Here is a 25,172-nt window from a genome sequence, read left to right on the forward strand (position 1 = left end):
GTGATGATCAAAGCCCCAAAGAAAAACGCGGCGTCCTGAACGGCCACCGCGCCTTTCCCGCAAAAACCACCAATAGCCTCAAGCTTCCACGTCCTCCAGACTCAGCATCTCCGTTTGATCGTTGTACGAGAAGATCTCGCCATAACGACCCCAGTCGATGACCGCATCCAGCGTTTCCTGCGCGGCCTTGTCGGAGAGGAAGTCTTCCAGTTCCTGCTCGAAGCGCACGCGCGGCGCGCGATGCCCCGGCCGCTCGTTCAACACCTTCTTGATCCGCGCCGCGAGCGGCACGTGCCGCAGCAGATGCTCGGCGAACATCATCTTGCGTTCCTGCGTGCCGAATTCCGCGAACACGCGCGCCTGCGGCGTCAGGAAAATATCGCCTTCGCGCACGTCGGCGAAACCGAGATGCTGCAGCACTTCGGCAACCGGAAAGAGTTCATCGACCTCGAGATGCAGCGTGCGCGCGATTTCCGGCATGTCCGCGCGACCGTGATACGGCTCCGCCGCGAGCGTTTCGATGAGACCCGCCATCAGATTGGTCGACACCGACGGCAGCCAGCTTCCGAGCTCGAGTCCCTTCTTCTTCGATTCATCCAGTTGCCGCGCGGTCATCTTCGCGTAAATGTCGTCGACGAGACGCCGGAACGCCGGGTCCAGACGATTGCGCGGATGCTTGAACGGCACCTTGATCTCGGCCATCACGCGGCCCGGATTCGACGACAGCACCAGAATGCGGTCGCACATGAACACCGCTTCCTCGATGTTGTGCGTGACGATCAGCACCGACTTGATCGGCATGCGCCCTTGCGTCCACAGGTCGAGCAAGTCGGTACGCAAGTTCTCGGCGGTCAGCACGTCGAGCGCGGAAAATGGCTCGTCCATGAGCAGCAAGGTCGGATCGACGACGAGCGCGCGCGCAAAACCCACGCGCTGCCGCATGCCGCCCGACAATTCGCGCGGATAGGCATTCTCGAAACCGTCCAGCCCGATCAGGTCGATGGCCGCCAACGCCCGTTCGCGCCGCTCGCGCGCCGCCACGCCCTGCGCTTCCAACCCCGCTTCCACGTTTTGCATGACGGTCAGCCACGGGAACAGCGCGAACGTCTGGAACACCATCGCGACGCCCTTCGCCGGTCCGCGCAAGGGCTCGTTCAGATAAGTGACGTCGCCGGCAGTCGGCTCGATCAGTCCGGCGATGATGCGCAACAGCGTCGATTTACCCGAGCCCGAACGTCCGAGCAGACCGACGATCTCGCCTTCGCGCAGCGAGAGGTTGGCGTCGTCGAGCACGAGCAGTTCGCCCTGGGTCTTGTTGAATCCGCGGCTCACGTTCTGCACGCGCAGGATTTCCGCACCCAGGCGCGGCGGCGTGCCGGGCACGCTGGGCGCCGGCGTCCCCGTCGTGCGCGATGCGCCCGGCGTGTTGGGGTTTTGCGTGTTCTTGGTGTTCTGCATCGGAACTCGTCCTCAATCCAGTCGAAGTCTTGCTTCGGCGTAGGCGTACAGCGGGCGCCACAACAATCGGTTGAACAGCGTGACGAAAAGCGACATCACGGCAATGCCCAGGATGATCTTCGGATAGTCGCCATCCGCAGTGGTCTGCGCGATATACGCGCCGAGCCCGTGCGCGACGACGCTCGTCTTGCCCCACGACACCGCCTCCGCGACGATGCTCGCGTTCCACGCGCCGCCCGATGCCGTGATCGCGCCGGTGATGTAGTACGGGAAGATGCCCGGCAGCATGGCCTTTTTCCACCATTGCCAACCGCGAATCTGGAAGTTGGCCGCGGCCTCGCGGTAATCGTTCGGATACGCCGATGCCCCGGCAATCACGTTGAAGAGGATATACCACTGCGTTCCAAGCACGATCAACGGCGAAAGCCAGATATCCGGGTTCAGATGCCAGCGCACGATGGCGACGACGAACACCGGAAACAGCAGGTTCGCCGGAAACGCCGCGAGAAACTGCGCGACGGGCTGCATCTTCTCGGCGAGCGCGGGGCGCAACCCGATCAGCACGCCGACCGGCACCCACACCACCGACGCAATGCCGATCAGCACGACCACGCGAATCAGCGTGATGAAGCCGAGCACGAACACGTGACCGACATCGCTCCAGCCGACGCCCGTCGACACGAACGAGACCACCTTCCACGTGACGAACGCCGTGACGAGCAGCACGGCCGCGCCCCAGGCGATATCGCCGGTGCGCGTGGACGGCACGGTGGCGCGCAACGGCAGCTTTACGCCTTGCAGCGACGGCAGACGAATCGGGAAGCGCGCGGCCTTCGCGAACAGCCATCCGGCCGGCACCAGCAACCGGTGGATCAGCCGCGTGCGGCGAATCAGATCGAGCAGCCACGATTCCGGCGCGTTGCCCGAGCTCGTGTTCTCCATGCGGAATTTGTCTGCCCACGCGACAAGCGGACGGAACATCAGTTGATCGTAGGCAAGGATAACGACGGTCATCGCCAGAATCACCCAACCGATCGCGGAGAGATTGCGCTCGCCGATCGCCGCGGCCAAATATGCGCCGATGCCCGGCAGCACGATGCTCCGGTTGCCCACCGTGATGGCCTCGGAGGCGACGACGAAGAACCAGCCGCCCGACATCGACATCATCATGTTCCAGATGAGGCCGGGCATGGAGAACGGCACTTCGAGCTTCCAGAAGCGCTGCCAGTTGGTGAGGTGAAAGCCGCGCGAGACTTCATCCAGATCGCGCGGCACCGTGCGCAGCGACTGGTAGAAGCTGAAGGTCATGTTCCACGCCTGGCTCGTGAAGATGGCGAAAATCGCGGCACACTCCGCGCCGATCACGCGTCCGGGAAAAAGCGCGAGAAAGAACGTGACGGTAAACGAGATGTAGCCGAGCACCGGCACCGATTGCAGGATGTCGAGCACCGGCACCAGCACGACCGACGCGCGCCGGCTCTTCGCCGCGAGCGTGCCATAAACCAGCGTGAAGATGAGCGAGGCGACCATGGCGAGCAGCATGCGCAAGGTCGTGCGCAGCGCGTATTCGGGGAGATTGCCGGGGTCGAGCGAGATCGCCTGCGTCTGCAGGGTGGAAATAGGCGCGAGCGTCTCGTGGAAACCGACAGCGGCAAGCGCGATGATGCAGATGATCATCGGGAACGCGACGAAGTCCCAGCGATTGGGCAAGATCCGCCATACCGACGCGTTCGCCGTGCGGTTCAGATTGAAACCAAATTCCATGCAACGCCCTCCCCGTAAGGCTTTGTTCCAACCGCGCAAGGCGCGGGATAGTGCTCATGACGGCAAGCCGTCGCGCGGGCAAGACGCCTTCGTGATCGATGACTGCCTGATCGTCGACTCTCGTGGAATCCGTCGCGCTACCCGCATGCTCAACGTATCTGCCCGTCCAAAAGCTGACAGACGACACAGAAAACCAGCAAATGGATAACGTCAGGCAGCCGTCACTCTTTAACCAGTGCGTACCGGCTGTGCGGAACCGAGCGACACTACACCAAGTTTCGTGACAGTCACAATCTTTCGGCGCTCAGGCACGTCATTCGTGTGATGTTTCTATTTGCTCTTCGGCGCCACGGAGGCAAAATAAAGGCTTGGCCGCCGTCGCATCCGCATTTTGAATGGTCTGGCTTTCTTTTGACTTAACCTCTGCCCCAAGCCGACGAGCAGGCCGACCAAAACCACGCCGGGAGTGCGTTTGAGCAGCGACGAAGGCAACACATAACGCAAGAACCGAACCGCCCGTGCTTACCCTGTGTTGGGTAGACGCCGTCTGTGGAGACAAGGCGCTTGCTGGGCGGCGAAAAACATCGTCCAATCGTGGCTATCACTAACAATAATGAGCGCCGATGCAATGCACTACGCCGCCCCGAAGCCGAACGCCCGTCTGCCCGGCTGTTCTCGCTTGAATCCGCGCGCGGCGTGAGCCAGCGTAGCCGAGAACGCGATGAACAAGACCCTCCTGCACCGACTGATCGCGCTCCTCGGACTCGCGCTGCTCGGCCTTGCGTGCTGGATCGCGGCCGGCTTGCTGTCGGACCGAATGGTACAGCAGGAAATGACGGGCACGGTGCGCACCGAACGACAAATGGCGGCATCCATCGTCGACAACATGGCGCAGGTCATCGCAAGCGATCTCGCGATGTCGCGCGCCATTCCCGCCACGCTCGCACAGGTCGAGCTCATGCAGCATGCGCTCGCGCAATCGCGGGATTATGCCTCGAACCCCGCGGGCTCGGAAAGCGAACGGCGCGCCGAATGGACCGCGCGCCCCAATCTCGCGAAGGTCAACCGCTTCCTCCACGACGCGCAGGGCTTCTCCGGCCTCGATTCCATCTGGCTCATCAACGATCAGGGCTACTGCATTGCATCGAGCAATTCGGCGGACGACAACAGTTTCATCGGCTACAAGATGAGCGCGCGCGGCTATGTCGCGCGGGCGCTGCTCGGCGGCTTCGTCGAGATGTACGGCGTCGGGCGGCTTTCGGGCGATCCGGGCATCTACATCGCCGCGCCGATCTACGACGACGGCATCCTCGTGGGCGCGGTGATCGCCAAGGTGAGCATCGACCGGTTGCGGCATTGGGTGTCGCGGGCCGGCACCTTCGTCACCGATGAAAACGGCGTCGTGGTGATGGCGCACGACGGCGCGCTCGAGTATCAGGCCATGCCCGATGCGCCCGTCGCCCAAATGACGCCGCGCGAGCGGCTCGAACATTACCGGCGCGAGGACTTTCCGCCGTTGCGCGTCGCGCATGTCGGCGATCAGATGCGCGCGGCCGAGCACTGGCTCGCGCCGACGCTCGCGGAAACCTTTTATGCGACCAACGGCAGCAGCGTGCCCGCGCTTTACGACGAGCGCACCGGGCTGAATTCGGGGCTGTCGGCGCACATCGTCCATCCGCTCACGAGCTGGCCTGAGATCAGCCGCAACCACAGCCGCGACCGCGTGCTGGTGTTCCTGACGATGCTCGGCGTCGTGACACTCGCTATCGTGATCGCCGTCTCGTATTCACGCGAGCGCCGTCTGCATCGCGCGACGCGCGACCTCGCCGAGCAGTTGCAATCGGCCAATACGCTCTTGTCGGCCGAAGCGCGCCACGACGCGCTCACCGGCGCCCTCTCGCGCCGCTACTTTCTCGACACGCTGCGCCACGAAGTGGAACTCGCGCGCTCGGTCGGCACGCCGTTGTCGCTCGCCATCGCGGACCTCGACCACTTCAAGCAGATCAACGACCGTTACGGACACGCGTCCGGCGACCGCGCGCTCGAACACTTCGCCGAAGTGTGCCGCGCGCAGTTGCGTCCGAGCGATGCAGTCGGCCGGCTCGGCGGCGAGGAATTCGGCATCCTGCTGCCGCAGACCGCGCTGGCGGACGCGCAGGCCGTGCTGGAGCGGCTGCGCAAGCGCTTTCATCACGAGCATTGCGCGCATCTTCCCGACGAGGCGGTGTTGTCGGTAAGCATCGGGATTACCGAACTCGCTGCCGACGATGCGCTCGAATGGATTCTCTCTCGCGCCGATCTCGCGCTCTACGAGGCGAAATCGCGTGGTCGCGACCGCAGCGAAGTGCGCCCGGCCGATCCCCCGCCGCCCGCGCGCTATCCCGAGAACTCGCTGATGGGCAAGTAAGCGCGGCATGGCTTGGGAAGGCATCTCGTCGCGCTCGACGGCGGGCAGGTATCATCGACGTTCGATATCGAATGACGCCGCCGTCACGGGAGAAATGCATGAAGGGAAATCTGGTCATCGTGTGCCGCGATCAGGACGCTGAAACGTTCGACCAATTGCTGGCCGAGTACGGCTCGTTCCAGACGCGCCTTTCTTCGACCACGTGGTTTCTGAAGATCGCGCTTGCGCCGGAAGTCATTCAGGAGGAAATTCTCGCGCGGCTTGGCAAGTACACCACGCATTACATCTTCGAGGCTTCGACGGTGACTTACAACACCGTGGATAGTGAAGCGGCCTCGGCGCTGGAAACGTTGTTTGATTGACGTGGGGCATGGATTAATGCCGCCTCGCCTTGAAACGTTGTTCCATTGACGCGGGTTTAGTAAAGACGCCTCCGGACTTTGATTCGGAGGCGATTTTGGACGTTAGCACCGTGTGGCCTCCTTCGAGTTACACACGAACACGCCCGACACTGAAACATCGTTCCATTGACCATGGCGCAAAACAAAACGCCTCCGTTTCGATGCGGAGGCGTTTTGCTTTCAGCGCGACGAAAGCCGACGCGCGCGGTTCAAAGAGAAGCACGCTCCTCATGCTGCGCTCCCACGCGCCTTTCGCTCATCGGCTGCGTGGCGACATCGAACGGGAAGGTCATGACCACCTGCAACCCGCCCGCAGGCTGATTGCCGACCTCGCATTCCCCGCCCGCGCGCCGTGCGAGCCGTTCGACGATAGCCAGTCCAAGGCCGCTATGTCCGCTGCCGCCGCGCGCCGGATCGAGCCGCACGAACGGCCGGCTCGCCTTGATGAGATCGTCCGGCGCGATGCCCTTGCCGTGATCCGAGACGGTTAGCACCCAGCCCTTTGCCGCGCGCCGGGTCGCAATGACGATGGGCGCCGCGCCGTAGGCATGCGCGTTATCGAGGAGATTCGACAAGAGCCGGTCGAGCGTTGCCGCGGGCAGCACGAAATTCGGCCCGGCTTCCAGGTCGAGCCGAACCGCTTCCGCGGTCGGCGACACCGCGCGATACGTCCGCGCGATTTTCTCGCACTGCTGATCGACCGAAACGGGCTCGCTGCCATCTGGCCGGTCGTGCGCGAACACCAGGAACTGATCGACGATATGCGCCATGGAATCGACATCGCGCACTACGCCATCACGCACCTTGGCGTCGTCCATCATCTCGGCGCGTAGACGCAAACGCGCGAGCGGTGTCTTCAGATCGTGCGCAACGCCTGCGAGCATCACCGCGCGATCGTTCTCGGTTTGCGAGACTTCACGCACCATCTGATTGAAGCCGTGCGTCAGTTGCCGCAACTCACGCGGGCCGCGTTCGGGAACGGGCGGCGTCGGCTGACCGCGACCAAAACGCCCGACCGCTTGCGCCAGCGAGCGCAATGGGTATTGCAACTGCCATGCGCCGAAGAGCGCGGCGAGCACGGCAGTCGAGAAAATGAGCGCGAGCCACAGCAGCATGCGGTCGCGGGAGCGCGGCGGCCGCAACGGCTGCACCGGCACGACGATCCAGCCGGCGTCCTTCGCGCCATGCACCCACACGCTGGGCGGCGCGCCGGGTTCGTTCAGGCGAACATCGGTGCCATCCGGCAGACGGTCTTTCAGGTCTTCGATGAAATGAGCGAGCGGCGGCGGCTTGTCTTCGTCGGGCGTTCGGGGCACTTCCGGGCTGTTGAGCGGAAAGATGCGCACGCGCGGCGGCAAGGGTTGATCGGGTGTGTTGGCCATGTGCTGACGCACGGCATCGACGAGAAATGCGGTTTCCTCGACGGCAAAACGCGTCTGCACGTTGTCGCGCTCGAAGCGGATGATGGCGAACCAAGCGACATGCGACAGCACCAGCATGCCGATGACGATGACGACCAGCCGCCCGAACAGCGTGTCAATTGCCCGGCGCATTTTGCTCGCCGTCCGGCACGAACACGTAGCCGCGCCCGCGCACTGTCTGAATGAAACGCGGCGCGGATGGATCGCTTTCCAGAATGCGCCGCAGACGCCACACCTGCACGTCGATACCACGGTCGGTGCCGTCGTATTCCGGCCCGTGCAGCAGTTCGAGCAGACGCTCGCGCGTCAGTGTGCGCATAGGGTTGTTGACGAAAATCTTCAGAAGCGCGAATTCGCTGCCGGACAAGGTGATCGGCCTGTCGTCCTGTTGCAGCGTGCGCGACTGGAAGTCGAGCCTGAAGCGCCCGAACGAATACGGCTCGCGCTGTTCCGGCGCGGCCGATGGAATGGTGCGGCGGCGGCGCAGCACGGCTTGCACGCGGGCAAGCAATTCACGCGGATTGAACGGCTTGCCGAGGTAATCGTCCGCGCCGAGTTCGAGACCGACGATGCGGTCCACGTCGTCCGCGCGCGCGGTCAGCATGATGACGGGGATGTCGTCGCCCGATGCGCGCAGCTTTCTGAGCGCGGTCAGGCCGTCGACGCCCGGCATCATCAAGTCGAGCACGATCAGATCGGGGCGCTCGCGCTCCAGCCGGCGTTCCAGCGAACCGGCGTCGTGCAGCACCGAAACCTCGATGCCCTGCCGGACCAGATAGTCGCGCAGAAGGTCGCGCAGTTCGGCGTCGTCGTCGACGACAAGTATTTGCGTAGTCATGGGCTGAAGTTTAGCGCGTGAGACGTAACCGTTTGCCCGCAAGGATGCCGTAAAGGGTTACGGGGTGTTACCGCGAAAGCATCGCGTAAACCTGCGTAATAAGCAGCGACTGTGTCGTAACACGCCACGCGGCGCAAGCCTCTACGCTGTGTCTCACCGACAAGCGCAAAAGCCTGGACGACCTTCTCGGAAATACCGTCGCAAGCGGCTTCGACGTTTCGGCATCGACAATCAATCAGGGAGTCTCACAATGGGCAAGCAATATCGCATTCTTACTGCCGCCGCCACTGCAATTGCACTGACATTCGGCGCCACGGCTTATGCCGCCACCAGCGACGCGCCTCCCGCGCCGCCACCCGGCGGTCCCGCCATGATGGGTAGCCCCGGCGGCCCTGGCGGTCATCGCATGGAAGAGCGCATGAAGAAGCAGATGGAGCAGCTTCATAGTCAGCTCAAGCTCAACGCAGATCAGGAAAAGCTCTGGCAGACCGCGCAGGACACCATGAAGCAGAACCGTCAGGCGATGCGCGAGAGCCACCGTCAGATGCACGAGCAGATGAAGTCGCTGGAGCAGCAGCCGATTCTCGACCTGAACGCCATGAACGCGGCGCATCAGAAGATCGAGCAGCAGAACCAGCAGTTGCGCGAAGGCACCACGACCGCATGGCTCAACTTCTATAACTCGCTGAACGATCAGCAGAAGACCACTGTGAGCACGGCGCTCAAGAAGCACTTTGCGAAGATGCGCGAGCACGAGCACAAGATGCACGAACGCTGGGGCAAGCGCGATGGTCAGCACGGCGGCCCGGGCGCCGGCGCGCCGGCTGGCGCTTCGGGTACGACGAAGCCCTGAGTTTCGTGGAGCGATGCCCGCCGTCGTGATACGGACGGCGGGCGCTTATGTTCAAGCTCTGCGTTCGCGCGAGCTGGCAGCATCATGCTGCTCTTAGCTTGAGACGCGGTGTTGCACGTTGAAAAAAAACCGCGAGGCGCTTTGGGCGCTTCGCGGCTTTGCGTTGCATGGATCTTCTGCTCTACGGCTCTCCGGCACTCAACGTCCGCGCGAAGCATCTGCAGCGCCCGATCACCCTTCTTCGACCTCACGCCAGATCGAACAACAGCACTTCCGCGCCTTCACCGCCTTCGACCGTGACTTTCGACACATCCTCGATCTTCGCGGCATCGCCGGCTTTCAGCGCTTCGCCGTTCACCAAAACCGCGCCGCGCGCCACGTGCACGTACACGCGCCGGCCAGCGGGAACATCGAAGTCCGCGCGCTCGGCGCCGTCGAAAAGGCCCGCGAAGATGCGCGCATCAGCGCCGATTTTCACCGAGCCTTCATCGCCTTGCGGCGAGGCGATCACACGCAGACGGCCGCGCTTTTCCTCATCGCCGAAACGCTTTTCTTCGTAGCCCGGTGCGTTGCCTTGTGCATCCGGAATGATCCAGATTTGCAGAAAGTGGGCCGTCTCGCTGGGCGAACCGTTGTACTCGCTATGCCGAACGCCCGTTCCCGCACTCATGCGTTGCACGTCGCCCGGGCGGATGGTCGAACCGTTGCCCATGCTGTCGCGGTGCGCCAGCGCGCCTTCCAGCACGTAGCTCACGATCTCCATATCCCGATGCCCGTGCGTCCCGAAACCCTGTCCGCCCGCGACGCGATCTTCGTTGATCACGCGCAACGCGCCGAAGTGGACGTGCTCCGGATCGTGGTAGTCGGCAAAGGAGAAGCTGTGGTACGAGTCGAGCCAGCCGTGGTTGGCGTGACCGCGTTCACTGCTGCGGCGAATCTCGAACATGATGTCTGCTCCCGTTGAATACGTTGAAATGCGATGGACAGAATGTAAGGGTGTCCACCCCGTCAAACAACGGGCACGCGGGCACTACACCGTCTCGCGCATGAGGGTAATCGGATGCCTCCGCTTCTCACCCGCGCATCTTCCGGCTTCGGGTAAAATACCGCGCTTTTCAGGCGGCCCTGTGGCCAGAGCCGGTCGGGAAAGCCCGTGAAGGCGCGTCTTTCGGCGTCCGCCAACGGCGACCGCCAATTTTGGCCACCTAGAATACGCGCACCAAAGGCGTCATCTCCCGGAGCCCGAACCCCGCGCGCGGCGCGCGTCACGTTCGCAGTTTCCGGCACGTCGGGCACCTTTACAAGGAACCACCATGTTGCAAGGCTACGGTCCGCTGATCCTCGCGGGCACCTGGCAGACCGTCAAGCTGGCGGTGTTGTCGCTCGCGTTCGCCTTCGTGATCGGGCTGATCGGCGCGGCGGCGAAGCTGTCGAAGAATCGAATCGCCTCGGGCGTCGGCACCGTCTACACGACCTTGATTCGCGGCGTGCCCGATCTCGTGCTCATGCTGCTGCTCTTCTACAGCATCCAGATCTGGCTGAATCTGCTGACGGATGCCCTCGGTTGGGATCAAATCGATATCGATCCATTCCTGGCCGGCATTCTCGTGCTCGGGTTCATCTACGGCGCGTATTTCACGGAGACGTTTCGCGGCGCGTTTCTCTCGGTGCCGCGCGGCCAGCTCGAAGCGGGTGCGGCTTACGGTATGACGCCCTGGCAGACGTTCACGCGCATCATGTTTCCGCAGATGATGCGCTTCGCCCTGCCCGGCATCGGCAATAACTGGCAGGTGATGGTCAAGGCGACTGCGCTCGTGTCGATCATCGGTCTCGCGGATGTCGTCAAGGCCTCGCAGGACGCCGGCAAGGGCACGATGCGTTTCTTCTTCTTCACGCTGCTCGCCGGCGCGATCTACTTGGCCATCACCACGATCTCGAATTTCGTGCTGATCTGGCTCGAACGGCGCTATTCCATCGGCGTGCGCAAGGCTGACCTCTGATAGAGCCTGTCGGTTAAAAAAGAACGGCGGAATCCATGATCCAAATCATCCAGGAATACTGGAAGAACTACCTCTTCACAGACGGCTACCGCATCACCGGTCTCGCGATCACGATGTGGCTGCTGGTCATCTCCATCGGCCTCGGCTTTTGTCTTTCGATACCGCTGTCGGTTGCGCGCGTCTCGAAGAACAAATTGCTCTCGCGTTCGGTGTGGCTGTATACGTACGTGTTTCGCGGCACGCCGCTCTATGTGCAGTTGCTGCTCTGCTACACGGGCCTATACAGCCTGCAGGTCGTGCGCGATCACATGCTGCTCGCCGACTTCTTCAAGAGCGGCATGAACTGCACGCTGCTCGCCTTCACGCTCAATACCTGCGCGTACACCACGGAAATCTTCGCCGGCGCGATCAAGGCGACGCCCTACGGTGAGATCGAGGCCGCGCGCGCGTATGGCATGTCGTCGTTCACGCTGTATCGGCGAGTGATCTTGCCTTCGGCGCTGCGCCGCGCGCTGCCGTACTACAGCAACGAGGTGATCCTCATGCTGCACGCGACCACCGTCGCGTTCACGGCGACCGTGCCGGACATTCTCAAGATTGCCCGCGATGTGAACTCGGCGACGTATCAGTCGTTCGAGGCGTTCGGCATTGCGGCCCTGCTCTATCTCGTCATTTCGTTCGCGCTCGTGTGGCTCTTTCGCCGCGCCGAGTATCGCTGGCTCGCGTACCTGCGGCCTCAAGGCAAATAAGTGGGCTGTTGAGCCGCAAGGACCCGTTCATGAATTCCAAGATGCACAAGCTTTTCGTCGACGACATCCACAAGCAGTACGGCAGCAATGAAGTGCTCAAAGGCGTTTCCCTCAAGGCAAATGCGGGCGATGTCATCAGCATCATCGGCTCGTCGGGTTCCGGCAAAAGCACGATGCTGCGCTGTATCAACTTCCTTGAACAGCCAAACCAAGGGCGCATTTTCGTCGATGGCGCCGAGCTGCGCACGCTGAAGGACAAGCACGGCGCGCTGAAGGTAGCCGACCAGAATCAATTGCGCGAAATGCGCTCCAAGCTCTCGATGGTGTTTCAGCACTTCAACCTGTGGTCGCACATGAACGTGCTCGAGAACGTCATGGAAGCGCCGGTGCACGTGCTCGGGCTCACGAAGAAGGAAGCGGAGGATCGCGCGCGGACCTATCTGGAGAAGGTCGGCCTCGCGCCGCGCGTGGAGAAGCAGTATCCGTCGCATTTGTCGGGCGGCCAGCAGCAGCGTGTGGCAATTGCGCGGGCGCTTGCCATGCATCCCGATGTCATGCTCTTTGACGAACCCACTTCCGCGCTCGATCCGGAACTCGTAGGCGAAGTGTTGAAGGTGATGCAGACGCTTGCCGAGGAAGGCCGCACGATGGTCGTCGTAACGCACGAAATGGCTTTCGCGCGCAATGTGTCGAATCACGTGGTGTTTCTGCATCAAGGGCGCATCGAGGAGGAAGGCCAGCCGGATATCGTGTTCGGCAGGCCGAAGAGCGAGCGGCTCAAGCAGTTTCTATCTGGCAGTCTCAAGTAAGTCCTTTCCCCTTCCCTTTCTTTCTAAAAGCGCCCGCGAGGCGCTTTTTTTTCGCCCTCGCCAAGCGGGTCATGCCTTATCGGTAAGCTTTTCTCGCACTAGCGCTGCCGTCCACGTCCGTCAATAGGCGTGAAACCCGACTCCAGACGCGCTCCACAACTGAAGCCTTATGCCACAAGGCTTTGCGGGCGATTTCCCAAGCTATGGGTAGTACACCTACCACATAGGCATTGCGTTTTTGACACAATCCTTTGCAAAACGTCAAATTTCTTTGGCGCTCATGACGTATTTTGATAGATTGCTACTCAAAGTAACAAAACGAACCGCAAAAAAAGTAGTTTTACTTCAAAAGATAAGAAAATGGAGGCAGACGCCCATCGACGGATCGGCGTCGGCATCGCGCACACGAAGCGCGACTCGCCCACGAGGATCATCGCCCTTGCGTGTCCTTCCTCCAAAAACGATTTCCGGTTGGATGCGCTCGCATCGAACCACACGGCAGCACTTGGGTTCCATTTATTGACAGGGTTGGAGGAGATGATGAAGAAAGCTTTGCTCGCGGCAGCAGCACTGCTGACGTTCAGCGCGGTGGCTCAGGCTCAAAGCAGCGTGACGCTGTATGGTCGCCTGGACGCAGGGCTTGAATATATGAACGGCGTGCCGACAGGCACAGGTCCCGGAGGCCAGGCCACCGGTTCCACCCACCGTTTCCGCGCGGAAAGCGGCGACTGGGGCACGAGCTTGTGGGGTATGAAGGGCGTCGAAGATCTGGGTGGCGGCTATCGCGCCGTGTTCCAGTTGGAAGGCAGCTTCAACACCATGACGGGTCAGGGCCCGGGCAACAACGGCATCTTCAATCGCTGGGCAACCGTCGGCGTCGCCAACAACCAGTTCGGTACGCTGTTGCTGGGCCGCGAACTGTTCATCGCGAACGGCGTGTGGGACTTCGATCCGTTCGGCCAGTCGAACTGGTCGTCGGCATCGCTGGTGCGTGGTCGTAACTGGCCGCAATCGAGCAACAACATTTCGTACCAGTCGCCGAAGTTCGCGGGCTTTGACTTCTACGGTCAGTACGCGCTGTCGAACGCGACGAACTTCAACGGTAACGGCACGACGCCGCAAGGCCGCGAAGGTGGTGCTTACATCACCTACACGACGCCTCTGTTCCAGATTCGCGGTATGTACGATGAAATCCGCAACCCGGGCAACGGTCTGCTCGGCGGTGCGTACAACGCGGTCAACGGCGGCGCGGCAAACGCGGATCAGAGCAACGGCAACGGCGTCTACGCTTACTCGCGCGAGTACACGGCGATGTTCAACGTGTTCCTCGGTCAGTTCAAGATCCAGGGCGCTTACCAGGCTATCCGCTCGTCCGGCATGACGGGTCAGTTGCCCGGCCAGCCGACCACGCTCGACCACGAATGGGGTGGCGTGACGTGGCAAGCCACGCCGGCTGCAGCCCTTATCGCGGCGGTGTATCACGTGAACGGCAACAACGGCGCCGGCAACGCGAACATCTACACGATCGGCGGCTCGTACAACCTGTCCAAGCGCACCTTGCTGGACATCCAGGTGGCAACGGCGCAAAACAGCAAGGCCGCGAATTACGGTCTGAATGCCAACAACTACGGCACGGGAACGGCAACGGACAATCCGCTGCCGGGACACAGCCAGACTGGCGTGTATGCAGGCATCCAGCACTCGTTCTAAGCAACGAGGCTGAATAAAGAAAAAAGCTTCATCGAGTTTTCACGCTGCTGCGAGAGGCGCGTATCGGTGCGGTGCCCGAAAGGGTATCGCACCGTTTTTTATTGGGGCGATGAATTCGTTTGGCTCCGCGACATTAAGTATCAGATTGACCAACAAAACGACAAAAAGCTGGATTCGAAAAAAGTAGTTCTCCTTCAAAATTCAAACATCTGACGATTGATCTTCATGCAACAGGTGAGGATCGGTTGCTCGGTTCTGCAGTTTGAATTCAAAAAGGAGTGTTGGGGGATGATGAAGAAGTCTTTGATCGCGGCTGCCGCCTTGTTGTCGTTTAGCGCCGCGAGTTTCGCGCAGAGCAGTGTCACGCTGTTTGGCCGTCTGGACGCGGGCCTCGAATATATGAACGGCGTGCAAAACGCCGCCGGCACGGGATCGGCCAATCGCTTCAGGGCCGAAAGCGGCGACTGGGGCACGAGCCTATGGGGCATGAAGGGCGTAGAGGATCTCGGCGGCGGCAATCGAGCCGTGTTCCATCTGGAAGGCAGCTTCAACACCATGAACGGGTCGGGTTCGACCGCCGGCATCTTCAATCGCTGGGCGACGATCGGCGTCGAGAACGATCGATACGGCACCTTCCTGCTCGGCCGCGAACTGTTCATCTCGAACAGCGTGTGGGACTTCGATCCGTTCGGCCAGTCGAACTGGTCGTCGGCATCGTTGGTGCGCAGTCGCAACTGGCCGCAATCGAGCAACAACGTTTCGTATCAGTCGCCGAAGATCGCGGGGTTCGACTTTTACGGCCAGTACGCGCTGTCGAACGCCACTAGCTGGAACGGCAACGGTTCGACGAAGCAGGGACGTGAGGCCGGTGCCGCGATCACCTATACGGCCCCGCTCTTCCAGATTCGCGGTCTGTACGATGAAATCCGCAATCCGGCTAACGGCACGCTTGGCGGAAGTTACGCGGACAGCAACGGCGTCTACTCCTACTCGCGCGAGTACACGGCGATGGTCAACGTGTTCCTCGGCCAGTTCAAGATTCAGGGCGCGTATCAGGCAATCCGTTCGTCGGGCATGACGGGCCAGTTGCCCGGTCAGCCGACCACGCTCGATCACGAATGGGGCGGTGTGACGTGGCAAGCCACGCCAGCCGCGGCGTTGATCGCGGCGGTGTATCACGTGAACGGCAACAACGGTGCGGGCAATGCGACCATGTATTCGCTGGGCGGCTCGTATAGCTTGTCCAAACGCACGTTGCTCGATCTGCAAGTGGCCACCGTGCGCAACAGTAAAACAGCGAACTACGGATTGAATGCCAACGACTTCGGGTCGTCGCCTGGAACGGACAACCCGCTGCCCGGGCGCAGTCAAACTGGCGTGTATGCGGGGATTCAGCACTCGTTTTGAGTGAAAAGCTGAGATGCGGTGCCGTAAAAAAGCATCGCATCGTCCTGGAGAGGCGAGCTAGCCTGGCATCGTCTTGTATGTGAGACCGCGTTGCGAGCGCTTCGGCTAGCCTCGCGACGCTTTTGAAAACGGAGCTCGCAGCGTCAGGCCGACAAAGCCGCATACGAAAAGGCGCCTCCATGAAAAACACCCCAAAGGCTGGATCGATGTCCAATTTTTGGGGTGCAGTTCATTCTTCGGCACCTTTTTTCAATCGAACAAGACGCACCCTACTCCCGCGCCGCGCCCGATGCCCCGTGGCTCAACCAATCCAGCACGGCCGCCGCATCGTCATCACTCGATTCACGCGCCTTCGCCACCGTCTCGCTCAGCGTCGCGCCCGGTTGCGGCGCGGCACGGCGAATAGCCACGCCGACAGCGAGAATATCGATGATCACGAGGTGCAGAATGCGCGAGATCATCGAAAGTTGCGACTCGCGTATCTCGATGTGATCCGTCTCCAGCGCCACCGTCGCGCGCTTGGCGAGCGGCGTGTTGCTCGACGTGATCGCAATGACCGTCGCGCCTTGCTGCATCGCCACTTCCAGCACGCGCAGCAGTTCGGGCGCGCGGCCCGATTTCGACACGGCCACGATCACATCGCCCTTGCCGAGCAATGCAGCCGACGCCGCCTGCATGTACAGATCGCCATAAGCGATAGTCGGGATGCCGAAACGGAAAAACTTGTAGTGCGCGTCCTGCGCGACGATATTCGAATTGCCGAGCCCGTAGAACTCGATACGCCGCGCGCCGTTCAGAATCTCGATTGCGCGCTCCACGTTCTCGAAGTTCAGATGCTCGCGCAGCTGCAAAATGGCCGACACGGTGTTGTCGAGCACCTTCGCGCCGAAATCGGTGGCGGTGTCGCCGAGATGCACCTGGCTGTGGCTCATCGGAATGGTGCCAGTCAGCCCGGTCGCAAGCTTGAGCTTGAAATCCGACAGCCCCTGGCAGCCAAGCGAGCGGCAAAAACGAATCACCGTGGGCTGGCTCACGTCCGCCTTGCGCGCGATATCGATGATCGGATCGCTGATGATCGAACGCGGATGGTTCAGCGCGAGATCCGCCACGCGCCGCTCGGCCGGCGTGAGCGCGTCGCGCATCTGGCGGATGCGCTCGAACACCGCCGACGAACCGCTATTCGCACGATTCGACAACTGCTCGGACAAAATAGCCGAGACGCCGAGAAACGCCGGATATTCCGCCGTGATGATGTAAGTCGGAATGCTCGACAGATACTGCGAGAAACGTCCTTTCGACTCGAAGCGCGCGCGAAACGGCGACTTGTGAAAGAGTTCGCCGAGTTTGAGCACCACGCCGCCGCCAATATAGATGCCGCCGAGCGCGCCCAACGTCACCGCGATATTGCCCGAGAACGTGCCGAGAATGCTGCAAAAGCAGTTGACCGCTTCGAGCGCGAGCGCTTCGCCGGCATGCGCGCGATTCGTGACTTCGGCGCTCGTGAAATCCTCGGCGACATCTATCTCATCGCGCTCCGCGAACGCGCGGTAAATAAGCTCCAGCCCCGGCCCCGCCGACACGCGCTCGAACGAGACATGCGCAAACTTGCGGCGCGCATAGCGCATGACGAGATCTTCGTTCTCGTCGAACGGAGAAAACGTGGCGTGACCGCCTTCGCTGCCGAGCGCGATCCAGCGGTCATCGGCGGGAATGAGGCCCGACACGCCCAAGCCCGTGCCCGGCCCGAGCAGACCGATCACGCTGTTTTGCCGGCGCGAACCGCCGCCGACCTGTTCGCGCTGCGCATCGGTGAGACCGGGCAGCGCCATGGCCAGCGCGGTGAAGTCGTTCACGACGAGCAAGGTATCGAAACCGAGCGCGCGGCGCGTCGCTTCGATCGAAAAGCTCCAGTCGTGATTGGTCATCTTCACGTGATCGCCGTCGACCGGATTGGCGATCGCAATCGCCGCGTGATTCACGCGTGCGACCTTCGTGTCCTTCAGATACTGCTGCATCACTTCCGCGATGCCCGGGTAATCCGCGCCCGGATACACGCGAATCTGCCCGATCTCGCCGGGGCCCGTCTCCAGCGCGAAGCGCGCGTTGGTGCCACCGATGTCGGCGAGCAATCTCGGTCCGTCGGCGTGCTGGTTCGCGGCGGGCGCGGCCTTGCTATGCACACCAGTAGACATCGAGCTTCACTCCTTCTGCGTTGGCCAGGGTCGAGATGGCGTTCTTTTGCGGCGCGGCAAGCGCCGCGTTCAAGACGTCGAGTTTTTTCTGGCCGGAGATGAACAGATACAACTGCTTCACCTGCTTGAGCGCGGACATCGACAGGCTCACGCGCGCGTGCGGCGCCTTGCCCGGATGCACCGCGACGAAGCGGTCCTGCGTCGAAATGGCGAAGTCCCATTCGGGCGCGTCGGCGAAGATGGATGCCGTGTGGCCGTCCTCGCCCATGCCGAGCACGACGACATCGGGCAGATGGCGGCGCGGGTCGGCGTTGAGTTCGGCGACATGCGCTTCGAGCGGCTTCGAGACATCCACGAGCGGCAGAAAATGCGCCGCCGCGGCCGCGTTCTGCAGCACCGTTTCGTGCGCGAAGCGCGAATTGCTGTCGGGATCGGTGTCGGGCACCCAGCGGTCGTCGACGAGCGTCACGTCGATATGCGCCCAGTCGAGCGGCTCGTGCGAAAGCGCCGCGAGAAACGGGCGCGGGCTCGAACCGCCGGAAACGGCGAGCGTTGCGTGAGGGGTTTGCGTGGCCGCGGTTGCCGCGAGCGTTGCCTTCAGCGCGTCGCTGACGGCGTTCGCCAGCGCGTCCGAATGGGCGCGCGGATCGTCGAAAGTGCGAAGCTCGATCACTGCTCCTCCTGCTTGTCTGGTTTGTCGACCCGCTCTTTTTCGATGCCCCGAGCGGTTGCTTATAGCTTGCTTATGTTGTTTCGCGCTGCCGCCAGGCGACCGCGCGACGCCATCAATTCTCTTCTTCGAGCCAGCACGTGCCATGTTGCGCCAGCATCGCGCTCGATGCCGCCGGTCCCCACGTGCCAGCCGCGTAAGGCTTTGGCTTGCTCATCGGCTGGGCCCACGCGTTCAGGATCGGTTCGACCCAGCGCCACGCCGCTTCCTGCTCGTCGCGCCGCACGAAGAGCGCGAGGCGACCGTGGATCACATCGAGCAAAAGACGCTGATACGCCTCCATCTGCCCTTCCTTGAAGAACTGATCGAACGCGAGGTCGAGGTGAACGCTCGCGAGATTCATGCCTTCGCCGGGCTGCTTGGCAAGGCAATATAGTCTGATGGTTTCGTTCGGCTGCAAGCGGATGACGAGACGGTTCGCGCCCGCGCGCAAGGCGTTCGCGCCGAGCGCCGAATGCGGCACCGCGCGAAAGTTGACGACGATCTCCGCGACGCGGTCCGCGAGCCGCTTGCCCGTGCGCAGGAAGAACGGCACGCCTGCCCAGCGCCAGTTCTCAATTTCAACTTTCAGCGCGACGAAGGTCTCCGTCGTGCTGTCCGGGCGCACACCCTTTTCCGTTGCATACGCCGGCACGGCAGCACCGCGTATCACGCCCGCGTGATACTGACCGCGCACCGCGACGCGGCTGATGTCGCGTTCATCCACGGGCTTGAGTGCGCGCAGCACACGCAGCTTTTCGTCGCGCACGGAGTCGGAATCCATCGAGTGCGGCGGTTCCATCGTCACGATGGAAAGCAGTTGCAGCAAGTGGTTCTGCACCATGTCGCGCAGCGCGCCGGTGTTGTCGTAGAAGTCGCCGCGCGCCTCCACGCCCAGTTCTTCCGCAATGGTGATCTGAATGCTTTCGACCCATTCGCGCCGCCACAGCGGCTCGAAGAGCGCATTGCCGAAGCGCAGCGCGAGCAGATTCTGCACCGGTTCCTTGCCGAGGTAATGGTCGATCCGGTAGATCTGCTCTTCCTGGAAGATTTCGCCGACGGCGTCGTTGATCGCGTTCGACGACTCGAGGTCGTAGCCAAGCGGCTTTTCGAGCACGATGCGCGCGTTCTGGTTCAGGCCGACGTCCGCGAGCGCGCGGCAGATCGGCACGAACAGCGACGGTCCGGTGGCCAGATAAAACACGCGCGTGCCTTCGTACTGGGCCATGACATCGCGCAATACGACGAAGTCTTCCGCGCGCCCGAGGTCGAGCTGCACGTATTGGATGCGCTCGAGAAAACTGCGCCACGCGGCTTCGTCCAGACCGTTCTTCGATACATGCGGCTTCACGTGCTCTTCGACCCAGGCGAGATATTCGCCCAGTTCCTGCGCGCCGCGCGCCACCGCGACGATTCTGCCGGCGGGCGCAAGCATGTTCGCGCGATGCGCCTCGAAGAGCGCGGGGAGAATCTTGCGCATCGACAAGTCCCCGGTCCCGCCGAAGAGAACGAAAGTGAAATTCGAGTCGCTTTGCATGAGTCTCCAGGCCGGTTCACTGATGTCGGTGAGGAAGCGCACGAAGGCGCCCGTAGTCCGATAAAATTTTTTTTGACACTGAATTGTAGTTTAACTACAATTCAAATCAAGAGGAAATGTCATCCGGGAAAAAAATGGCTTGTCAATCAGAAGATGAGTGTTTTCCCTAGGGCGTCTCTGAGCGCATGTTAACGGACTCCGCGCATCGCTGCTTTCAATGGCCCGAGCGCGTTTTGTCTGTCAGCAAAAATCAAAAGAGGAGACTGTCGTTGCGATTCAACCCACTCGTCTCTTGAGAGCCGTGCGGCCGTCAATCGGTACCGCCGGCTTTCGCGCGTCCTTGTTCACCGCTGCACGCGCGTTCTTCTGCGACACCGCCGATTCCCCGGTCATCCACGTTTTGCCTGTTTTTCCAACCGCGCTTCCTGGCGACATCAGGAGCCAATCGTTTCTTGTTAGGTGTCTGGAGGAGATAAACAATGAAAGTCCGTAAGCTCATGGGCGCGCTGTGCGCCGCAGGTCTTCTGTGCGGCGCGACGGCGTCGGCGGTTCAAGCTGCCGAAGCGGTTTCCGTGCTGCACTGGTGGACGTCGGGCGGCGAATCCAAGGCAGTCGGCGTGCTCAAGGACGACATGACCAAGCAGGGTTACACCTGGAAGGACTTCGCCGTCGCAGGCGGCGCGGGCGCTGCCGCGATGACCGCGCTCAAGACTCAGGTGATCTCGGGCAACGCGCCGTCGGCGGCACAGATCAAGGGTCCGTTGATCCAGGAATGGTCGGAGCAAGGCGTGCTCGTCCCGATCGATTCCATCGCCGGCGACTGGAAGAAGAACCTGCCGCCTGAAATCGACAAGATCATCCACGCAGACGGCCACTATGTCGCCGCGCCCTTCTCGGTGCACCGCGTGAACTGGCTCTACATCAACAAGGCTGCGCTGGACAAGGCGGGCGGCAAGGTGCCGACCACCTGGGCCGAGTTCTTCCAGGTCGCCGACAAGATGAAGGCCGCGGGCATCATGCCGATCGCCATGGGCGGTCAGCCGTGGCAAGACCTGACCTTGTGGGAAGACGTCGTGCTGTCGCAAGGCTCGGACTTCTACAAGAAGGCCATCGTCGATCTGGATCAGAAGACGCTGACCTCGGACAAGATGGTTCAGGTGTTCGACACCGTGCGCAAGATTCAGGGTTACTTCGATAACGGCCGCACCGGCCGCGACTGGAACCTCGCCACGGCCATGGTCATCAACGGCAAGGCGGGCATGCAGTTCATGGGCGACTGGGCGAAGGGCGAATTCGCCGGCGCCAACAAGAAGTCGGGTACGGACTACATCTGCGCCGCGGTGCCGGGCACGGAGAAGGCCTACACCTTCAACGTCGACTCGTTCGTGTTCTTCCAGCAGAAGGGCCAGAAGACCGCGACGCCGGGCCAGCTCGCGCTCGCGAAGACCATCATGACGCCGGAGTTCCAGGAACAGTTCAGCCTGAACAAGGGTTCCATTCCGGTTCGTCTCGGCGTGAACATGGACAAATTCGACGACTGCGCGAAGAAGTCGTACTCGGATGAACAAGCGGCGATCAAGGGTGGCGGCTACGTGCCGTCGCTGGCTCACGGCATGGCTCAGGGCGATGCCACCGCCGGCGCCATCACCGACGTCGTCACGAAGTTCATGAACTCGTCGCAAGACTCGAAGAGCGCGGTGCAAGCGCTTTCGAACGCAGCGAAGACGAAGTAAGCAAGCCGTAACGGCGGCCCGTGGCGCACCTGCGCGCGGGCCGCTTCAAGCATTCGAACGCGCTCAAACGCCATACGAAGCAAAGCCATTGGCTCACGCGCACAAACAAGCGTATCCAAACGCCGGCGCATTACCAGGAGTCGAGTTGTGACTGCCTCCCTAAGCGGTACCGCGGAAAAACGTCCGCATCAGCCTCGCCGCGCGTCCGCGACGGCGGCGCTTGCCGATCGATGGATTCCGAAGCTGGTGCTTGCTCCCAGCATCTTGATCGCGCTGATTTTCGTGTACGGGTTCATCCTCATCACGGGTTATCTGTCGCTCACGAATTCGCGGCTCATGCCGCGCTACGAGTTCTCCGGCCTCGACCGATACCGGCAACTCTTCGACAACGACGTCTGGTGGACGTCCGCCGCCAATCTCGGCTGGTTCGGCATTCCGTTCATCGCAATCTGCGTCGGACTCGGTCTCTTTCTGGCCATCCTGCTCGACCAGAGAATCCGCAACGAAGGCGCGCTGCGCGCGATCTTTCTCTATCCGATGGCGCTCTCGTTCATCGTGACGGGCACGGCGTGGCAGTGGATTCTCAATCCGAGCCTCGGCATCGAGAAAGTGCTGCACGACTGGGGCTGGACGAGCTTTTCGTTCGACTGGCTCGGCAATCCGGACAAGGCGATCTTTTGCGTCGTGATCGCGGCGGTGTGGCAGTCGAGCGGCTTCGTGATGGCGCTTTTCCTTGCCGGCCTGCGCGGCGTGGACAGCGAAATCTTCAAGGCTGCGCAGATGGACGGCGCGGGCTTGCCGACCATCTACCGCAAAATCGTGATTCCGAGCATGCGCCCGGTGTTCTTCTCCGTGCTGCTGATTCTCTGCCACATCACCATCAAGACGTTCGACCTGGTCGTCGCGTTGACGGCGGGTGGTCCTGGCACGTCGTCGTCGCTGCCCGCCATCTTCATGTACACGTTCTCGTTCAATCGCGGCCAACTTGGCGTAGGCGCCGCTTCGTCGATGATGATGCTCGCCACCGTCGTCGCCGTGCTCGTGCCGCTCATGTATCTGGAATCGAGGAGCACCCGCAATGCAGCCTAAGATGACGATCAGCCGCACCGTCATTTATGCGGTGCTGATTCTGTTTGCGCTTTACTTCCTGTTCCCGATCTACGTCATGCTCTCGACGTCCTTCAAGGACCTCGATCAGCTTCGTACCGGCAACCTGCTCACGCCGCCCACGCACTTCACGTTCGCGCCGTGGGTCAAGGCGTGGCAGGAAGCCTGTACCGGCGTGCGTTGCGACGGCATGCAGCCGTTCTTCATGAACTCGGTGCGCATGGTGATTCCGGCCGTGCTGCTCTCGTCGATCATCGGCGCGTTCAACGGCTACGTGCTCACGCACTGGCGTTTCCGTGGCGCGGATGCGTTCTTCACCATGCTGCTCGTGGGCTGCTTCATCCCGTTCCAGGCCATTCTTCTGCCGATGGCGCGGCTGCAAGGCATGCTCGGCCTCTCGAACACGACCTCGGGCCTCGTGCTCGTGCACGTGATCTACGGCATTGCGTTCACGACCATGTTCTTCCGCAACTTCTACGTCAGCATTCCGGCTGAACTGGTGAAGGCGGCGCGCATCGACGGCGCGGGTTTCTTCACCATCTTCACGAAGATCCTGCTGCCGGTGTCGTTGCCCATTTTCATGGTGTGCCTGATCTGGCAATTCACGCAGATTTGGAACGACTTCCTGTTCGGCATCGTGTTTTCGGGCGTCGATTCGATGCCGATCACGGTGGCGCTCAACAACCTCGTGAACACATCCACGGGCGTGAAGGAATACAACGTCGACATGGCGGGCGCGATCATCGCGGCATTGCCGACGATTCTCGTCTACATGATCGCGGGACGCTATTTCGTGCGCGGCCTGACAGCCGGCGCGGTGAAGGGTTGATCGCCATTTTCGCGATCCCTTTCCGGCCAAGACAAACATAGAGGATTCACATGGCAAGCCTTTCCATCCGTGACGTGTACAAGACCTACCCGAACGGGGTGCCGGTTCTCAAGGGCGTCAACATCGACATCGAGGACGGACAGTTCCTGATTCTCGTCGGCGGCTCGGGTTGCGGCAAATCGACCCTGCTCAACATGATCGCGGGTCTCGAAACCGTGACGCGCGGCGACATCATGATCGATGGCAAGACGGTCAACAATCTCTCGCCGAAGGACCGCGACATCGCGATGGTGTTCCAGTCCTACGCGCTCTACCCTTCCATGAGCGTGCGCGAGAACATCTCGTTCGGCCTCAATATCCGCAAGGTGCCGAAGGACGAGCAGAAGAAGATCGTCGACCGCGTGTCGGAGACGCTGCAGATCGGTCATCTGCTCGACCGCAAGCCCGGTCAGTTGTCGGGCGGTCAGCGTCAGCGCGTGGCAATGGGCCGTGCGCTCGCACGCGATCCCGTCATGTTCCTGTTCGACGAGCCGCTGTCCAACCTCGACGCGAAGCTGCGTATCGAGATGCGCTCGGAAATCAAGCTGCTGCATCAGCGTCTGGGCACGACCATCGTCTACGTCACGCACGATCAGATCGAAGCGATGACGCTCGGCGACCGTATCGCGGTGATGAAGGACGGCATCGTGCAGCAGTTCGGCGCGCCACAGGAAATCTACGACTCGCCCTCGAACCTGTTCGTCGCGGGCTTTATCGGCGCTCCTCCGATGAACTTCATCACCGGCAAACTGGTGGAAGCGGGTTCGGGCGTCGGCCTGCAGATCGACACGGGCGTGACGAAGAAGGTGCTGAACCTGCCGTTCGAAGCGAGCCGTTTGCGCGGCAAGGTCGGCCAGGACGTGATTCTTGGGCTGCGCCCGGAGCGTATCACCGACGCGCGTAACGCCCACAACGCGGACGACGCGCGCATGCAGCCCATCGACGTGCTGGTGGACGTGATCGAGCCGACCGGTCCGGACACGCTGCTCTTCGCGCAAGTGAACGGCAAGCGTATCGTGGCGCGCGTGCACCCGGCGTCGAACCCGCAACCGGCTTCGAACATGACTTTGCTGTTCGATGTGTCGAAGGCTGTGTTGTTCGACCCGCAGACGGAAGACCGGCTGGCCTGAGTTTCAGGCTTCGTCTGCGTTCGTGGAGAGCCGCGCGACATGCGCGGCTTTTTTGTTTTTGCTGATTTTTCAGCCCGAT

At 61.7% G+C, this 25,172-nt stretch carries 20 protein-coding genes; 12 read left to right on the forward strand and 8 right to left on the reverse strand.

Going from position 1 to position 25,172, the window contains the following annotated elements:
* Positions 1 to 78: 78 nt before the first annotated feature.
* A complete protein-coding gene (locus tag ACYQ47_RS31835) occupies positions 79 to 1,458 on the reverse strand; it encodes an ABC transporter ATP-binding protein (RefSeq protein ID WP_244827445.1) in 1,380 nt (459 codons plus the stop codon).
* A gap of 12 nt (positions 1,459 to 1,470) precedes the next feature.
* Complete coding sequence (locus ACYQ47_RS31840) at positions 1,471 to 3,222, reverse strand: ABC transporter permease (RefSeq protein WP_244827444.1); 1,752 nt, start codon at positions 3,220 to 3,222, stop codon at positions 1,471 to 1,473.
* A 721-nt stretch (positions 3,223 to 3,943) separates the two neighbouring features.
* Between ACYQ47_RS31840 and ACYQ47_RS31845 the strand changes: the two genes are divergently transcribed.
* The gene (locus ACYQ47_RS31845; protein ID WP_309961161.1) at positions 3,944 to 5,629 is read left to right on the forward strand and encodes a sensor domain-containing diguanylate cyclase; all 1,686 of its coding nucleotides are present in this window, start codon (positions 3,944 to 3,946) and stop codon (positions 5,627 to 5,629) included.
* 98 nt (positions 5,630 to 5,727) lie between these two features.
* Positions 5,728 to 5,991 carry a double-stranded DNA-specific endonuclease gene (locus ACYQ47_RS31850; RefSeq protein ID WP_244827442.1) on the forward strand — a complete coding sequence of 88 codons (264 nt, stop codon included), beginning with the start codon at positions 5,728 to 5,730 and terminating at the stop codon, positions 5,989 to 5,991.
* A 248-nt stretch (positions 5,992 to 6,239) separates the two neighbouring features.
* On the opposite strand, the gene ACYQ47_RS31855 is transcribed toward ACYQ47_RS31850, so the two are convergent.
* Together ACYQ47_RS31855 and ACYQ47_RS31860 are read right to left on the reverse strand one after the other, a co-directional pair.
* Positions 6,240 to 7,583, reverse strand: a complete 1,344-nt coding sequence (locus ACYQ47_RS31855) for an ATP-binding protein (RefSeq protein ID WP_459908778.1) — start codon at positions 7,581 to 7,583, stop codon at positions 6,240 to 6,242.
* Positions 7,567 to 8,289, reverse strand: coding sequence for a response regulator (locus ACYQ47_RS31860; RefSeq protein ID WP_244827440.1), 723 nt, complete (start codon positions 8,287 to 8,289; stop codon positions 7,567 to 7,569). The genes ACYQ47_RS31855 and ACYQ47_RS31860 overlap by 17 nt, the downstream gene beginning before the upstream one ends.
* A 250-nt stretch (positions 8,290 to 8,539) precedes the next feature.
* Here ACYQ47_RS31860 and ACYQ47_RS31865 point away from each other — a divergent pair, with 250 nt between their 5' ends.
* Positions 8,540 to 9,142: a periplasmic heavy metal sensor gene (locus tag ACYQ47_RS31865; protein WP_310395323.1), complete on the forward strand. Its 603-nt coding sequence runs from the start codon at positions 8,540 to 8,542 to the stop codon at positions 9,140 to 9,142.
* A gap of 247 nt (positions 9,143 to 9,389) precedes the next feature.
* Here the strand turns inward: ACYQ47_RS31865 and ACYQ47_RS31870 are convergent, their stop codons facing one another.
* On the reverse strand, positions 9,390 to 10,088 hold the full coding sequence (locus tag ACYQ47_RS31870) for a pirin family protein (protein WP_250463968.1): 699 nt from the start codon (positions 10,086 to 10,088) through the stop codon (positions 9,390 to 9,392).
* Positions 10,089 to 10,455: 367 nt separating this feature from the next.
* Here ACYQ47_RS31870 and ACYQ47_RS31875 point away from each other — a divergent pair, with 367 nt between their 5' ends.
* The 5 genes from ACYQ47_RS31875 to ACYQ47_RS31895 all read left to right on the forward strand — a co-directional run bounded on the left by ACYQ47_RS31875 (position 10,456) and on the right by ACYQ47_RS31895 (position 15,817).
* On the forward strand, positions 10,456 to 11,142 hold the full coding sequence (locus ACYQ47_RS31875) for an ABC transporter permease (protein WP_244827437.1): 687 nt from the start codon (positions 10,456 to 10,458) through the stop codon (positions 11,140 to 11,142).
* Between the two features lie 35 nt (positions 11,143 to 11,177).
* Entirely contained in the window at positions 11,178 to 11,891 is a 714-nt protein-coding gene (locus tag ACYQ47_RS31880) for an ABC transporter permease (protein WP_244827436.1), read from the forward strand.
* Between the two features lie 29 nt (positions 11,892 to 11,920).
* Positions 11,921 to 12,700 carry an ABC transporter ATP-binding protein gene (locus ACYQ47_RS31885; protein ID WP_284503758.1) on the forward strand — a complete coding sequence of 260 codons (780 nt, stop codon included), beginning with the start codon at positions 11,921 to 11,923 and terminating at the stop codon, positions 12,698 to 12,700.
* Positions 12,701 to 13,240: 540 nt separating this feature from the next.
* Positions 13,241 to 14,410, forward strand: a complete 1,170-nt coding sequence (locus ACYQ47_RS31890) for a porin (RefSeq protein ID WP_244827992.1) — start codon at positions 13,241 to 13,243, stop codon at positions 14,408 to 14,410.
* Positions 14,411 to 14,701: 291 nt separating this feature from the next.
* Positions 14,702 to 15,817, forward strand: a complete 1,116-nt coding sequence (locus ACYQ47_RS31895) for a porin (protein ID WP_250525642.1) — start codon at positions 14,702 to 14,704, stop codon at positions 15,815 to 15,817.
* Between the two features lie 269 nt (positions 15,818 to 16,086).
* On the opposite strand, the gene ACYQ47_RS31900 is transcribed toward ACYQ47_RS31895, so the two are convergent.
* From ACYQ47_RS31900 to zwf, 3 genes are all read right to left on the reverse strand, one after another.
* Positions 16,087 to 18,009: a bifunctional transcriptional regulator/glucokinase gene (locus tag ACYQ47_RS31900; RefSeq protein WP_244827435.1), complete on the reverse strand. Its 1,923-nt coding sequence runs from the start codon at positions 18,007 to 18,009 to the stop codon at positions 16,087 to 16,089.
* Positions 17,990 to 18,682 (reverse strand): 6-phosphogluconolactonase, encoded by a 693-nt coding sequence (gene pgl, locus ACYQ47_RS31905; RefSeq protein ID WP_250508764.1) that lies wholly within the window; start codon positions 18,680 to 18,682, stop codon positions 17,990 to 17,992. Before pgl ends, ACYQ47_RS31900 begins: the two co-directional genes overlap by 20 nt.
* A 112-nt stretch (positions 18,683 to 18,794) precedes the next feature.
* On the reverse strand, positions 18,795 to 20,255 hold the full coding sequence (zwf, locus tag ACYQ47_RS31910) for a glucose-6-phosphate dehydrogenase (RefSeq protein ID WP_459908784.1): 1,461 nt from the start codon (positions 20,253 to 20,255) through the stop codon (positions 18,795 to 18,797).
* A gap of 479 nt (positions 20,256 to 20,734) precedes the next feature.
* Between zwf and ACYQ47_RS31915 the strand changes: the two genes are divergently transcribed.
* The 4 genes from ACYQ47_RS31915 (at position 20,735) to ACYQ47_RS31930 (ending at position 25,093) form a co-directional block, all read left to right on the forward strand.
* On the forward strand, positions 20,735 to 21,988 hold the full coding sequence (locus ACYQ47_RS31915; protein ID WP_250463964.1) for an ABC transporter substrate-binding protein: 1,254 nt from the start codon (positions 20,735 to 20,737) through the stop codon (positions 21,986 to 21,988).
* Between the two features lie 147 nt (positions 21,989 to 22,135).
* Positions 22,136 to 23,077 (forward strand): carbohydrate ABC transporter permease, encoded by a 942-nt coding sequence (locus ACYQ47_RS31920; protein WP_370652092.1) that lies wholly within the window; start codon positions 22,136 to 22,138, stop codon positions 23,075 to 23,077.
* Positions 23,067 to 23,924: a carbohydrate ABC transporter permease gene (locus ACYQ47_RS31925; RefSeq protein ID WP_244827431.1), complete on the forward strand. Its 858-nt coding sequence runs from the start codon at positions 23,067 to 23,069 to the stop codon at positions 23,922 to 23,924. The genes ACYQ47_RS31920 and ACYQ47_RS31925 overlap by 11 nt, the downstream gene beginning before the upstream one ends.
* 50 nt (positions 23,925 to 23,974) lie before the next feature.
* Complete coding sequence (locus tag ACYQ47_RS31930; RefSeq protein ID WP_244827430.1) at positions 23,975 to 25,093, forward strand: ABC transporter ATP-binding protein; 1,119 nt, start codon at positions 23,975 to 23,977, stop codon at positions 25,091 to 25,093.
* The last annotated feature ends 79 nt before the right edge of the window (positions 25,094 to 25,172 follow it).

The sequence above is a fragment of the Caballeronia sp. HLA56 genome (assembly GCF_054655155.1).